The sequence below is a fragment of the Methanosalsum zhilinae DSM 4017 genome, assembly GCF_000217995.1.
Lineage (GTDB): Archaea > Halobacteriota > Methanosarcinia > Methanosarcinales > Methanosarcinaceae > Methanosalsum > Methanosalsum zhilinae.
This window is the reverse complement of the sequence record NC_015676.1, coordinates 1,889,473-1,903,733: the sequence shown is the minus strand read 5'-3', so window position 1 is coordinate 1,903,733 and position 14,261 is coordinate 1,889,473. Positions and strand designations below refer to the sequence as shown.

Here is a 14,261-nt window from a genome sequence, read left to right as displayed (position 1 = left end):
CATGACCATTTACTGGTATGAAAAGATGAAACCCGTAATTTATATATATGTTAACGGCGTTAACTGATGATGGTGAATGCAAAATGAGGGATCGTTTTTGTTGACAGGTCAGTGAATAAAATGTATAACGAAACAGATATCAGCAATCGGGAGAACAGTCATAAGGGCATTGAAGATATGCCACCATCTGCAAAGCTTGTATACAAAGTTCTTGAATACAGGGGATTTCTGACCCCAAAAGAAATTGCCAGAGAAAGTCAGCTTCCACCAAGGACTGTAAGATACGCGTTAAGCAGGCTTAAAGGGGGTAATTTCCTGATGGAAAAGTTCTGCTTCAGGGATGCAAGACAGATTCTCTATGGAGTAAAGGATAATGGTACTGCCAGAGCTGCAGCATCTGGACAGAATACTTAAAAAGGTTCTATTAAATTGACCGGCATTAATATTTCATATGCCGGTCAGATATTGTTGATCATTTATCTTTTCTCAAACTAAATCCAGCACAAGATCAAAGAGCATGAATGCGTCCGTTGACCTCTTCCCCGAGTTCTGTCAGTTGATATACCTCACCTTTTTTCTCTACAAGTTTCCTCTCCATGAGTTCATCGAGTATTTTCTCCACAGATGGACGGAACACATGCATCATCTTTGCAATGCGGTCAGCATCTGCTTCCCCCTTCGATCCCAGCAATCCCAGCAATTTCTGGCGGTTATTGCTTCCTGTAACAAATCCTATCAGTTCATCCATGATCTCACAATCTAATATTTATTGAACCTGATATAACTAGTTTATGTCCTGTAAATTGGGTCCTCCTTTATGGGGAATACTTTTAATATGGTCAGATATATTCTAGTGTTGGCGGGCTAGTCCGGGTAGCTCGGCGTTACCTGTAACCTAAAATCGCCGATATGTAGGGGACGAAGCCAAGGGAAGGTGCCTCAATCAGGCACGGACCTGTGAACTCAACTGAGAAGCTCCGTCCTGCTTGGACGATGTAGATACAGGGGCTTGCTGGAGAGCAGGTCTCTGTGTCCTCACTGCGGGAACCGGTCAAGGCCCGGAAGGGAGCAGACCAACTGCGGGCATACGTCGCTTGCAGGGTCACGGAGTGGAGACGAGATCACAGATCATCCGTGTCTGTGCGAGACATCGACCTGCGGCATGCCTGCCGCTTCTAATTACAACTATTCAATGCAAATCCAATTACCATCATAAACTGGATCATCAAGAAAAGAATTATATATCTCTACTGCATTTGTGAATATCTGATTCAATAATTTAACACAATTTTCAGAGACGAGGTAGCCAAGCCCGGTATGGCGCAGGATTGCTAATCCTGTGGTGCTCTGCACCTCGGGGGTTCGAATCCCCCTCTCGTCGCCATACATTACAGCAAATCTTATATTTTACAACAATTACCAGGTAACTATCATGAAAGTACTGCCGACAGTAACCCGATCAGAATCTGACGAAAACAGCAATAACAGATCTAGAAGAGGCTGTGGGAGCGGGGGCTGCAGTGGTGAAATCTTTGGAATCACAGCAGGTGCAGAAAAAGATGAAGTGATCAGAACAATTACAATCTACCTGGTCAGTGGTGTGGTGATGATATTGGTAGCATATATTATCTCAAAACTGCTAACAGCCCTTGCAGGATGAAAACTGTTTTATCAGGTTTCTCAGCTATCTTCTAATTTAAGGTCATAAGGGAATCGCATATGCCTGCCACAGTTTAGACAGGTGATCAGTATATAGTTTCTGCGAAGACGAATTCTTGAACTGGATCCAGGTACAAGAAAAGTATCACAACACCTGCATACTCTGCGTCTGAGATGGGAAGGTATACTGACTCGGTGTCGCATACCTATTTTTCTGGCCAGTGATACGTATCTGTTACTGCGCTGGGGGTTACTGGCATGCTCAAGTTCTGCAAGCTTAAATAGTCGTTCAATTCGCTGAGATGCAAGGTCTCTGATAATAGCCTTCTTTTTCCTTCTGTTTCTACCCATAGATTATCTCTACCTTATTTAGTAGTTACTTTCAGAATCGAAACCTCAATTTCGGGATTTTTCCTATGTACCAGCTGCCTGAAAAGTTCAGGATCGGCTTTCGTACCATCTATCATACCATAATGCATGGGAATTACCATCCTGGGCGAGATAGCAACTGCAGCTTCTGCAGCTTCTTCCTCATCCATAGTATAGGTCCCGCCTATTGGAAGCAATGCAACATCTGCAGAAATTTCCTTCATCTGAGGTATGAAATCAGTATCTCCTGCATGATATATCCTAATATCTTCTATCGTAATGATGTATCCAACACCTCTTCCAGATGGATGGAACTGTTTATCAATATTATATGCAGGCACTATCTCGATTTCAAAATCCTTCACCTTAAGTTCTTCATCAAGATGATCCCCGGAATTTACAGTACGAGTATCACCTACAAATCGGAGATCACATGATTCGGGCACCAGGACAGTAGCATCTCCTTTCCATAGTTTTTGAACCTGTTCCTGGCTGCAATGGTCATAGTGATCGTGTGTTATCAGTATCAGATCAGCCCTGTCCTCAAAATCAATATACTCAGGAAGAGAATAAGGATCAATGTATACGGTCTTATCCTCTCCTTTTATCATGAACCCTGCATGGCCCAGCCATTTGATGGTAACATTACCCACTTTTACAGAATCTTCATTTTCCATAATTATACTCCTTGTACTCATAGTATATATTTATGAACAATTTAACATGAAAGCAGGTTTTATGTTTATCGGATGATATATACTGTCATATGAATGGTTTTACCCAGGAAAGGAAGCAACATATCAAAAAATTACTTATTGAATACGGATTTGAACTTTTTAGCAGATATGGCCTGCAGAAGACAACAGTTCAGGAACTTGCAGATTCGGCAGGAATATCCAAAGGTTCATTTTATAGCTTTTTTGAATCAAAGGAAGAACTCTACCTGGAAATTATCCAGCAAGAACGCAGAAAGCTAATTGAGCCTCTGCTGAAAGAACTTCAGCAAATCGATGATCCAGAAAAGGAAATCAAATATTTTCTGCACTACAATCTGGAACTCATCAGAACAAAGCCTATATTAAAAGAGATAATGCTTGCAGAAGTGATTGATTCCCTTACCCGGAAAATTTCAGATGACAGATTAAAGCAGATATATATCCAGGAATCTGAATTTATGAGACCTTTTGTCAGGAGATGGCAGGGTGCCGGTGTACTTATGGATGAACCTGAAACTGTAGCCCGAATGTTTCGTGCAGTGGTACTGGGCCTGCTGAAATCAAAAGAAATAAAAGAGGGAAAGTGTTCTCAGGTGGAAAAGCGCCTATTTGAGATTATAGCTGCAGGAATTGTCTGTAGGGGACATTGCAGATAAGCATCAGTGCGCTGTGACTCTCTGACCAAAATATTTATTTGGTCATCAAATATATATCTGCCAAAATTAGTGATTGCAGGATATATGTATCTGGAAAATGAGTTCAGTTTATAATTTATACTGTACTCTGTTCTTTGGTAACAATTAAATACAGGTATATTATCTAGGGCAGTACACATCAAAACCTGATAATCAAAAATCTATTCTTTACAGCCGGCAGGAGAGTTCAGCATTAAAAATATCTTTGAAAAATTGGGAATTTTTATCGAAGATAATAAGCTCATTATATTTACAATTGCTATACTGCTGACGGTTGTAGCTGTGCACGGAACCCAGTACATTGAGATGGAAACCGGCACAGAAACCTTTGCTGAGAAAGACTCAAGACTGTACCAGGATTTTGAACACCTCTACCTTAATATTTTCAGCACCCACTCCATTCCAATAATGATAGAAGGTGGAGATGCCAGCAACCCTGAGCTTCTTAATGCAATTGATAGAATGGATCATCTTACAAGATCGATCCCAGGTGTGGTTGATACCACAAGCACTGCATTGATTGTAAAGGAAATGAATTTCCAGAAAAACGGCAGATATGAAATTCCTGATAGCAGGGAAAAGATAGAATTTTATCTCAAGTCCAGTGACACAACTGGCCTGATACCCCAGAAAAGTGTCACAATAATGTACATCAATATGGAAAGAAATGTTGGTGAAAATGAACTCCGGCAAATAAATGATGAAATTCTAAATTCCATTGACCTTGCACAGTTTCCCCCTGGATACACTGTTACACTTACTGGTTTTACCGCCTTCAATATTGCAATGGAAGACCTGATGAATGATACCACAGGAAATCTGCTGATAGTCTCAGGACTGTTCATGATTATCGCACTTTATGCAGTATTCAGGCATGTAAGATGGAGAATTCTGCCACTTCCACTGGTATTTCTTGGAATAATATACACATTTGGAGCCATGGGTTACCTGGAGATACCACTGACAACAGCTTCAATGGCAGCGTTTCCCATACTTATTGGTCTTGGAATTGACTATGCAATCCAGTTCCACAGCCGTATTGAGGAAGAATTGCACAGAAATGACAATGAAGCACTGGCAGTTATTGAGACAATCAAGCATACAGGTCCTGCAGTGCTTATTGCCCTGATCATAACATCTCTTGGTTTTGTTTCACTCCTGACATCAACAGTCCCAATGATACAGGACTTTGCAAAATTGCTTCTTATAGGAATTGCACTGTGCTTTCTGACAACGCTTTTTGTTGGAGTATCACTGATTTACGGACTGCATAGAATCAGAAAGAGAAGAGGAGAATTTGCACGCAAATATAATCTCAAGTTCCTGATTCCTTCCCGAAGGGAAAAGAAATCACAGGAAGATGACATTGAAAATGAAAAGATGGTTCAGATTCTCAGCAAGATATCTATCATCACAGCCAGACATCCTGCAATAATTCTTGCAATTGCAGGATTTTTATGTATTGGGGGACTCTATGCAGATTTCTATGTACCTCTTGAAGCTGATATACGCACATTTGTACCTCAGGATATGCCTGAACTGATTGATCTTAATCGCCTGGGAGGATATCTGGGTGGTCAAGATTCAATAAATCTCATTGTAATGACTGATAACAATGCAGATCCTGAATTGCTCAGGTGGATGGATGATTTTGAATCTCATCTTGTGGATAGGCGAAGCCATGTTCACGGATCATCCAGCATAGTTCATCTGGTAAAAGCACATAACAATGGTAAAATTCCCGATTCATCCCAGCGGGTTGAAGACATCTATGAAAGTCTGCCTGATGCCCAAAAGGACATGTATATCTATGGAGGAACCATGATGCACATCAACCTCCAAATAGGTGATGCGTTTGGAGTTCTGGGACTTGAAGGAATGGAGGTTCTTGTAGAAATTATTGAAGATGATCTCAAATGGATGCCACCGCCTCCAGGAGTCCAGATTACCGCAACAGGTGATCCTGTTGTGTTCACTGAAGTAATATTTGCACTGACCAGTGGAAGAACGCTGATGACACTCTTTGGGCTCACTCTTGTCTTTTTTGGGCTCCTAATAATATACCGGGATCCTGTAAAGGCACTGGCTCCTGTGATCACAATGCTGATGGTCATTGGCTGGAATGGTGGTGTAATGTATTATACAGGAATCGAATATACACCAATGACCGCCACGCTGGGAGCACTTATACTGGGAATTGGATCAGAATATGCGATACTTATGATGGAACGATACTATGAAGAAAAGGAGAAAGGAATGTCGCATTTTCAAGCTATGCACGAGGCAAATGTTAAAATAGGAAAAGCAATAGCAACTTCCGGACTTACCACCATGTTTGGATTTTCCGCCCTGCTTGCATCTCCTTTCCCCATGAACCAGAACTTTGGTCTGGTTACAGTTATAAGTGTAGGTCTTGCCCTTATGGCAACATTTGTTGTATTTCCTGCAGTTATGCTGGTTCTGGATCAGTGGAGAGATCGAAGGGTAGCAGCAAAAAACAGGCATGAGACTGAAATTAATATTAATACGGTTTGAAAACAGGAAGGTTGATTTAAATGAGGTTCTGGAATCGCATTTCAAAGGCAGCAATATACATTTCACTGGCTGCAATTACGATTATTATGATATTGGTTTTTGCAGCTGGGCCCATTGCAGCTCAGGCTGCGGATAATAATGATTTACTGGCTCCAGGATATGGATTTTCTACCAACTATTACAGAGGATATGGAGAGCCGGACATCAACTTTTCCCTGATAGGAGACCCTGAATTTGAAAGGGGAGACATTGCTATGCTTCAAATCAACCTGGTCAACAGAGGAGTACTCTACGGATTCAAGGCAGATAAAAGGGTTGGCAGTGATGATACTGGGGCCCATGAACTCTCACTTAAGGAACTTGAATATGAATCAAGACGTACAACAGCCATTGGTTTGAAAGCAGAGCTGAAATCCGATACAGACTACATTAAAATTGATCCTGCAACAAGCAGTCACACAGTGGAAAAACTAGTTCCAGGAGAACTTCTTGAAGATCCTCTTGAATTCATGATTACAATTTCAAACAATGCTCCTGCTGGTGAATACATCCTCTCAATACCTATATCCTACAAATACCAGAGCCAGGCGCGTATGACAGGTAGCCAGACTGCACTGATAGGGATGCCAGGTATGGATCATACAGCACATTATACAAATGTTAACAAAACACTGTACGTTCCCATCAGAATAAAGGAAAGTCCTAAATTTGAGATCACACAGATATCCAGCTCAGAAAAGCTGTATCCAGGCTCCACCAAAACCCTCAGTGTAACCTACCAAAATATAGGAGAAGTAGCAGCTGAGGATGCTATACTTAGAACTATTGCTATACTACCACTGAGTACAGACAGATCAACAACATACCTAGGAAACATGGAGCCAGGTGAGGAAAGAACAGTTAACTTCCAGGTTTTTGCAGAGTCTGATGCAGTTGGAAAAAAATACAATATCAATTCCGAGATCAGATATCTTGATAACAACAATGATCTGAAATTTTCAGATGATATGAAAATAGGAATTGAAGTTGAGCCTACAAGAGCAGGCATCAGCCCAGGACTTATTGCACTTATTGGTATTTTCATTCTTGGAATATATCTGATATTTAGTGTAATAAGAAATATTGATCATTACAAATAATTATGAACTAAAACAAAGAAGATAAGGTGTATTCATGAACAGGTCATACATTACGAAAGCATTTGTGGGAGTAACAATTATATTCCTTTTTATAATCTGTACTATTCCAGCAGTTGCCCAGCCGCCCCAGCACTTTGATTTTGGGGAAAATTATTACACAACTTTTGGTTACCCTGATGTCTCTGCCAGTATTGTTGGAAACAACGAGTTTTCAAGAGGAGACAGAGCAACGGTTGATATCAATCTCATGAACAAAGGTGTAATTACAGGTTTCAGGTCAGATATAGATGCAAGATCAAGTGATCTTGACATAAAATTGCAGCAAACGGAGATGCAATATGAAGCACAGCGTACCACAGCAATAGGAATTGTAGCTATCCTTGCCTCACCCCACCCTGAAATAAAGGTAAGATCAGGACCTCAGGAGGCAGGGACACTCAGATCAGGTGAGCAAACCTCAAATCCTCTTGAATTTGATATTGAAGTTACCAAAAATGCAGCTTCAGGTACATACCCCCTTGTATTGAACATACTATATGGATATCAGGAAAATGTACAGGTCAGCGGAGATGATGAAACTGATCTTGGAGTCACAAATATGGAAATAGGAATCTGGTATGAGGTCAGGAGCCAGAATGTAACCCTGCCTTTGAAAGTTAAAGATGAGGCAAAATTCGAAGTAACAGATGTCAGAAGTGAATTGTATGCAGGCGATGACGGACTTCTTTATGTAACCTACAAAAATACAGGTGAAATGCCTGCTAGGGATTCTATAGTAAGAATCACGGTGGCTGATCCTTTCAGCACCACAGATGACCAGGCATATCTTGGACTCCTTGAACCTGGGCAGAGCGAGGTAGCAGTGTTCAGGCTGGATGTTTTAGATACTGCTATACCTAAGATGTATTCTATAACAAGCCAGATACGGTATCAGGATACTGATGGTCATGATCGGATCACAGATATAATAAGGGTGCGTACTGAGGTATTGCCTCCTGAGCCTATGAGAGATACATACATAGCTATAGGTGTAGCTGTCGCAATCATTATTGCAGGGATGATCGCTTACCTGGCTTATAGAAAAGGAAGCGGTGGATCAGATTGAAGGTCTACTGTCTTTAACTTCTTTGGCCAGCATCACTTCAGTTGATTTAATAACAGCATACACCTTATCTCCTTTTTTAATATCCAGTTTATCCACAGCTTCCCGTGTAACCACAGACGTTATCAGAGACGGATCTATTGCGATTTTGACCTTGGAAATGACATCCCCACTGTCAATCTCTATCACCTCTCCAGGAATCTGATTTCTGGCAGTGATCCTGAGACCCACCCCTTCCCAGAAAGTATCGTCTTCTACTGTTTCATGAGCCATATTCTTACATGATTCATATTCATTGAGCAGTTTTCTGGCACATTCGGTCAGAAAGGTACCCTGATTTTTTCCCCCTCTGACTGTAGTAACAACTTTTTCACCACTATTATCCTCAATGCTTCGGATCATATTCCATGCATGCTTATAGGAAATGTTCGTCCTTTTACAGGCCTTGTTAAGTGATCCTTCTTCATCAATGGCCTGAAGAAGTCTGGCTTTCCCCTCTCCCATGATGGGTTTGCCATTTCTGTTAAGCCATACCTTTGTCTTTGCGTCCATTAAAATCAACTACGAGTTTTTAATACCAAATATCTTGAGTTTAGTCCTATCTATTTTTTTAATAATATATCTATCTTAAGATACATCATATCAAAACACAAGACGTCCAGAGAGAAAATCCTGAGTTATTTTTTCTTCGGGATTTTCAAAAAAATCATCCTTTTCCTTAATCTCAATCATTTTTCCCTTATGCATAAGGGCAATCCTATCTGCCAGACGTCTTGCCTGGAATATATTGTGCGTAACCATAACAATACAGGCTTTTCTCTCCTGGACATACTTAGAAATGATTTTTTCAATTATATCTACATTTGCAGGGTCAAGATTGGCAGTTGGCTCATCCAGTAGCAATACTGAAGGATTGAAAACAATTGCTCTTGCCAGAGCCACTCTCTGGGCCTCTCCTCCAGATAGTTTATCAGCTCTCTGTTTGATTAAATCTGCTAGGCCCAGGTCATCCAGTATTTGTTTGATTCTCTCAGTTTCTGTTGAAGAGATTGCTCTTCCCCGGATTTTCAGGGGATAAATTACATTATTCCAAACAGAGGTTGTCATCAGAGCAGATCTCTGAAAAACCGTAGTGACTTCTCTTGTGACCTTTAATTGTGGAGTTTGTCCGGGTGTGTATTTATGCCCCAGAAAAAATATTTCTCCGGTATCAGTTGTTTCAATAAAGTTCATTATTCTCAAAAGGGTACTTTTACCTGCTCCACTGGGACCAACAAGGCAAAATATCTCACCTTCTCTGATAGCAAGGTCCTCTATTTGTAATACGGTTTTAGTATCATATTTTTTAGAAATATTTTTCATTTTATAGACAAAATCGATGTTATCCATTACCTCTTAGCTCCTTATTCTGCAACCGAAGCATAGCAAAGTTAACAATAAATGCAATTGTTAAAAGTATTATTCCAAAAGCTATAGCTACACCAAAATTTCCTTTTCGTGTCTCCAGAACTATTGCAGTTGTCAGTACACGCGTAGCACCTTCAATGTTTCCTCCAACAAGCATGACAGCTCCAACTTCAGATATGATTGCTCCAAAGCCTGCAATAATAGATACAAGGACTCCCAGTCTAGCTTCTCGCAAAGTTGCTATTGTAGCCTGGGTCTTAGTTGCACCCAATGATCTTAGCTGGCGGATGAGGTTCCTGTCAACTCCCATTACTGCTGTCATAGTAAAACCTGCAACCAGGGGAAATGAGATAATTGATTGTGCCATGATCATGGCATATGGAGTAAACAGCCACCCAAAAGACCCAAGTGATCCACTTGATGATAAAAGTATGAATACAAAAAGACCAATGACCACGGGAGGGAAGCCCATTCCTGTATATAGTAAAGCAACTATCAGGGGCTTTCCTGGAAAGTTAGTCAAACCCATAAAAGCTCCAAGTGGAATCCCAATCAGTGCTGCAATTATCAGTGCGGTACCAGATACCTGTAGTGATACTGCAATAATACCCATAACATAGGGATCCATTGAAGCAAGAAGATTTAATGCTTCACCTGCCCCTGATAGTATATTTTCCATAAATATTTCCACACGGCAATAATTTATTCAGAATGCTGCTACAGTCTCTTCATTTAAAATCTTTCCTTCACTTCTATAGTCATTGGCTTCTTCGGGGTTTGCATCAGGGAAAAACAGAGGTTGTCCAAATTCATCTTTTCCAAACTCCCCAATCATTTCCTGTACATCATCCCTGATGAAGAAATCTGCCAGTGCACTTGCACCCTCATAATTTACATTATCGAACCTTTCAGGACTTACAGGGATTATTCCGTAAGGATTGAACATCCTTTCATCTCCTTCAAAAACAATTTTCAGGTTAGGTATATTTTTGCTCATTGAAAGATATGTACCCCTGTCTGCCAGAGTGTAGGCTCCCATCTCATTTGATGTTATAAGCGTTTCTCCCATCCCCTGACCAAGGGAATTGTACCACTCTCTCTGAGGTATATCAACTCCTGCTTCATTCCAGAGACTTTGCTCCTTGATATGTGTACCTGAATCATCTCCTCTGGAATTGAACAGACTTTTGTGATCTTCAATTGACCTTAGAGCTTCTTCCAGAGAATCTGCAGATTCAACATTTGCAGGATCATTTGCAGGTCCAGCCAGGATGAAATCGTTATACATAACTGAGTATCTATAAGCACCGTATCCATCCTCAACAAACTGTTTCTCCAGATCGGTTGCATGAGCCAGCAGGATATCTGCATCTCCTCTACGGGCAGTTTCTATGGCCTGTCCGGTTCCCATTGCTATGACCTGAACCTTATAGCCAGTCTCCTGTTCAAAAACAGGTAACAGTTCATTGAGTAATCCAGAATCTTCGGTACTTGTGGTCGTAGCAAGCCTGATAGTAGACTCATCATTTGAATCACTGAGCATCAGGAACAGGCCACCAAGAACAGCAACAACCAAAATTGCTAAAATAGCTAAATTTTTCTTCATGTATTGTACCTCCAAATATAAATTAATATTTTAACCGATATGTTCGATAAAACATAACAATATATAACAATTTTGATTATATCTAAAATATGGAAGACTACGGAGTTAACTATACTTCGGAAAAGATAAAATAGCACTATACCAATCAAATAAACAATTACATTAAGCAGAAATTCATTGAACAAATATTATTCAATAAATAAAAACAGAAGGATTTACCATGGAAAGTTACCAGATTTTTCTGATATTATTATCAGCATACATATTAATACTCATATCTATTGGATTGTATTTTACGAAAAGACAGAGAAGCCTTACGGATTTCTGGCTTGCAGGGCGTGATGTACATGCAGTTGGGATAGGGTTCTCAGCTGCAGCTTCATGGCTGACTGCAGGCGCCATTCTTTCAGTGATCGGATTCTACATGCTGCTTGGAATGGGGTCAGTCTGGGGTTTTGTTGCACCAAACATACTGGCCCTTCTGATAATTGCTGTATTTGTCTCAAAAATAAAGAGTCTGCCATCAATTACCCAGCCAGAACTGCTGGAGCACAGGTACAGCAGCAAGATAAGGGCACCCATTGCAATTATAATAACTATTGTGATGATACTGTTTGCAGTTGCTGATATCAAGGGATTTGCCCTTGTGCTTGAGGTCCTGTTTGGTCTAAGTCCGGTATATGCTGCACTGATCGTTGCACTGGCAGTATCAGCTTATGTGACACTTGGCGGACTGCATGCAGTGGTCTGGACAGATGCTCTCCAGTTCATGTTCCTTTCAACATTTGTTATACTGATGGCAGTAATTATTACCGGAGCTGCAAACGGTGCTGAAACTTTGTTTGATGTTTCAGCTCTAAGTCTCTCTCACGCAGCAGGCAGTGTGTCATCTGACTGGTGGAATCCCTTTTCTATAGGCCTGCCAATGGTGCTGATATTTGTGCTTGCCATCATTCCAGGATGGATAACTGAACAGGACCCCTGGCAGAAGATCTGGGCCGCAAAAGATGCAAGGTCTGCAAAAATCGGTATGGTGAGTGGATCACTGCTTGTTGCGATTGTATTTGGAGCATGTGCTTTCATAGCGCTTGGACTCAATTCAATATACCCTTCAATCGCGGAACTTGGATATCCTGCAGGAATGGCTCAGGCAGAACCTGCCCTTCTTGAGTTCATATCAGGTATATTCTCACCGTTTGTTATCGCCCTTGCAGCTATTGGACTTGCTGCAGCGGCCATGTCATGTGCAGATACATTTGCAACTTCAGGCGCATCATGCCTGTCCCGGGATATTTATCAGAGGTTCATAAAACCTGATGCAACAATGAAGGAAATGATGGTAATCAACAGGATGAGCGTTCTTCTGATCGTGATAGCTGCCACGATCACATCATTTTTTATTGAAAGTATCATCCATGCCATCCACATTGCAACCTTTATTGCCAGTGCATCCTATTTCTTCCCTCTGATGGGAGGAATATACTGGAAACGTGCCACAACAGAGGGTGCCATAGCTGGAATTATCATTGGTGCTACACTCCAGATCGGATTTACCATACTTGACAGTATAAAAGAACCGGTCATGGGTGTTCCATACCTTGAAGCAATACATCCTGCACTGATGGGGCATGGAGTAATTCTCAGTATGGCACTTAGTGGGACAGCATTCTTCCTGGTATCTATTATGACAAAACCTTCGGATAATGTCAACCTTGCACCTTTCTTCAAAGAAGCTGCACAGGAACTTGTTAGAGAAGAGGTAAGATCAGTTGATGAGTCAAGTACTGAATATAATGATTATCTTAAACTGTTACGTGAAAAAAGAGTCGGAGAGCGTGCACATATGGACCTGGAAATTACTACATCAGCCACGGTCAACTGGACAAGATTTAGTGATGAGCTTAAAAGTGCCCATCCTGTATGGGTTACTCCAGGTGGTTCAGATTCGATCTACAGGCTGATAAATTCAGATATGCTTGCGTGCATCAAGGTAACCCGTGGTAATACCCAGAAAGAAATATGGTTTGCATCAGAGCCGCCTGTAGAATTGATAGATTCTCAAAGAAAGGAGATATATATAGCTTTCAGGGAAGTACAGGAAGCACTCCATGAGATGGGAGTAATCGTTGATCTCAAGAAAGCTGAGTAAGATTTGAAATGAGATTGAAAACCGTATGCATACTGGCAATAATGGTTCTTACAGCCCTTATTGCCGGATGCATTGATGATCTGGTGCCTGTTGAAGATCCGGAGATCCCAGACCCTGGCATATATGAATTTGAAATTTTCATAGATGAGACCATTGAACCTGGAACAGTACAGAACACCACCAGTATATATCTCACAGATAATGATACTGTCAGAATCGTTCACATGGTGATAAGCACCAGCAGAATAGAAATCATACCAATGGAACGGCTAATAAGAAGCAGTGGGGATACTATCGGAGATATTGTTATACTGGCTGCCCCATCAAATACAACTGAACCTACTGTAGACACATTCAGCCGATTTGCAAAAGATTCCGAAATCAACGAATTAAAAGCCACTGAATATACCGTATCAGAAGAAATCAGAAGAGGAAGGGAGCACATATATCTGGATTTTGAAGAACCGGTTACAGGATTTGTTGCATACACACTTTTTGATCAGGGTCAGCAGGACTTCATGTATACACTTACTTCTCCTGAAATTGTACGTGTTGTTATTCCAGAAAAATACACCACCGGAAACCGGGTTCTTGGATATCCCAGGCCAGATCCCGATGAAAGGTTTCAGGATGAGAATGGAAGAGATGTAATTATATGGCACAGACTAGACCATGATCCTGAAAACTCCCGGGAGTTTATTTCAGTAGGATACTATTCAAGATCTGCTCCATCTATACTCACTTACAGTACACTGATTCTTATATTTGGAGCAATGATCATTATTGTTAATTATTACCGTAACCGGAAAAAGATCAAAAAAATGAAAGAAGATATGGATTACCAGATAAATGGCAAGGATAAGTAAAAGATGGGTACGGGCATT

Annotated in this window: 15 protein-coding genes, 1 tRNA gene and 1 other RNA gene; 10 read left to right on the top strand and 7 right to left on the bottom strand. The window is 40.9% G+C overall.

What is annotated here, in order from left to right; genetic code table 11:
* The first annotated feature begins 120 nt into the window (after window positions 1-120).
* Entirely contained in the window at window positions 121-414 is a 294-nt protein-coding gene (locus MZHIL_RS09005; protein ID WP_013899063.1) for a MarR family transcriptional regulator, read from the top strand.
* Window positions 415-508: 94 nt separating this feature from the next.
* Here the strand turns inward: MZHIL_RS09005 and MZHIL_RS09000 are convergent, their stop codons facing one another.
* On the bottom strand, window positions 509-748 hold the full coding sequence (locus MZHIL_RS09000; protein WP_013899062.1) for a helix-turn-helix domain-containing protein: 240 nt from the start codon (window positions 746-748) through the stop codon (window positions 509-511).
* Between the two features lie 109 nt (window positions 749-857).
* Between MZHIL_RS09000 and ffs the strand changes: the two genes are divergently transcribed.
* From ffs to MZHIL_RS10400, 3 genes are all read left to right on the top strand, one after another.
* Window positions 858-1,172: signal recognition particle sRNA (gene ffs, locus MZHIL_RS10405), an RNA gene on the top strand.
* Window positions 1,173-1,296: 124 nt separating this feature from the next.
* Window positions 1,297-1,384 (top strand) — tRNA-Ser (locus tag MZHIL_RS08995).
* Between the two features lie 48 nt (window positions 1,385-1,432).
* Entirely contained in the window at window positions 1,433-1,660 is a 228-nt protein-coding gene (locus MZHIL_RS10400) for a hypothetical protein (protein ID WP_013899061.1), read from the top strand.
* Window positions 1,661-1,680: 20 nt separating this feature from the next.
* Here MZHIL_RS10400 and MZHIL_RS08990 read toward each other — a convergent pair whose 3' ends face one another.
* Window positions 1,681-2,010 (bottom strand): ribonuclease P protein component 4, encoded by a 330-nt coding sequence (locus MZHIL_RS08990; protein WP_013899060.1) that lies wholly within the window; start codon window positions 2,008-2,010, stop codon window positions 1,681-1,683.
* Window positions 2,011-2,024: 14 nt separating this feature from the next.
* A complete protein-coding gene (locus MZHIL_RS08985) occupies window positions 2,025-2,705 on the bottom strand; it encodes an MBL fold metallo-hydrolase (protein WP_013899059.1) in 681 nt (226 codons plus the stop codon).
* A gap of 89 nt (window positions 2,706-2,794) precedes the next feature.
* On the opposite strand from MZHIL_RS08985, the gene MZHIL_RS08980 reads away from it, so the two are divergent.
* The 4 genes from MZHIL_RS08980 to MZHIL_RS08965 all read left to right on the top strand — a co-directional run bounded on the left by MZHIL_RS08980 (window position 2,795) and on the right by MZHIL_RS08965 (window position 8,218).
* The gene (locus tag MZHIL_RS08980; protein ID WP_013899058.1) at window positions 2,795-3,400 is read left to right on the top strand and encodes a TetR/AcrR family transcriptional regulator; all 606 of its coding nucleotides are present in this window, start codon (window positions 2,795-2,797) and stop codon (window positions 3,398-3,400) included.
* A gap of 252 nt (window positions 3,401-3,652) precedes the next feature.
* Window positions 3,653-5,974: an efflux RND transporter permease subunit gene (locus MZHIL_RS08975; protein ID WP_013899057.1), complete on the top strand. Its 2,322-nt coding sequence runs from the start codon at window positions 3,653-3,655 to the stop codon at window positions 5,972-5,974.
* 20 nt (window positions 5,975-5,994) lie between these two features.
* Window positions 5,995-7,113: a COG1361 S-layer family protein gene (locus tag MZHIL_RS08970; protein ID WP_013899056.1), complete on the top strand. Its 1,119-nt coding sequence runs from the start codon at window positions 5,995-5,997 to the stop codon at window positions 7,111-7,113.
* Window positions 7,114-7,147: 34 nt separating this feature from the next.
* Window positions 7,148-8,218 (top strand): COG1361 S-layer family protein, encoded by a 1,071-nt coding sequence (locus MZHIL_RS08965; protein ID WP_013899055.1) that lies wholly within the window; start codon window positions 7,148-7,150, stop codon window positions 8,216-8,218.
* Here MZHIL_RS08965 and MZHIL_RS08960 read toward each other — a convergent pair.
* The 4 genes from MZHIL_RS08960 to MZHIL_RS08945 form a co-directional block, all read right to left on the bottom strand.
* Window positions 8,210-8,767, bottom strand: coding sequence for a TOBE domain-containing protein (locus MZHIL_RS08960; protein ID WP_013899054.1), 558 nt, complete (start codon window positions 8,765-8,767; stop codon window positions 8,210-8,212). The genes MZHIL_RS08965 and MZHIL_RS08960 overlap by 9 nt on opposite strands.
* A 90-nt stretch (window positions 8,768-8,857) precedes the next feature.
* A complete protein-coding gene (locus MZHIL_RS08955) occupies window positions 8,858-9,604 on the bottom strand; it encodes an ABC transporter ATP-binding protein (RefSeq protein ID WP_013899053.1) in 747 nt (248 codons plus the stop codon).
* Window positions 9,597-10,301: an ABC transporter permease gene (locus tag MZHIL_RS08950; RefSeq protein WP_013899052.1), complete on the bottom strand. Its 705-nt coding sequence runs from the start codon at window positions 10,299-10,301 to the stop codon at window positions 9,597-9,599. The genes MZHIL_RS08955 and MZHIL_RS08950 overlap by 8 nt, the downstream gene beginning before the upstream one ends.
* Window positions 10,302-10,328: 27 nt before the next feature.
* Entirely contained in the window at window positions 10,329-11,228 is a 900-nt protein-coding gene (locus MZHIL_RS08945; RefSeq protein WP_013899051.1) for a substrate-binding domain-containing protein, read from the bottom strand.
* A 220-nt stretch (window positions 11,229-11,448) separates the two neighbouring features.
* Here MZHIL_RS08945 and MZHIL_RS08940 point away from each other — a divergent pair, with 220 nt between their 5' ends.
* Window positions 11,449-13,377: a sodium:solute symporter family protein gene (locus MZHIL_RS08940; protein ID WP_013899050.1), complete on the top strand. Its 1,929-nt coding sequence runs from the start codon at window positions 11,449-11,451 to the stop codon at window positions 13,375-13,377.
* An 8-nt stretch (window positions 13,378-13,385) separates the two neighbouring features.
* Window positions 13,386-14,243: a DUF5803 family protein gene (locus MZHIL_RS08935; protein WP_013899049.1), complete on the top strand. Its 858-nt coding sequence runs from the start codon at window positions 13,386-13,388 to the stop codon at window positions 14,241-14,243.
* Window positions 14,244-14,261 lie beyond the last annotated feature (18 nt).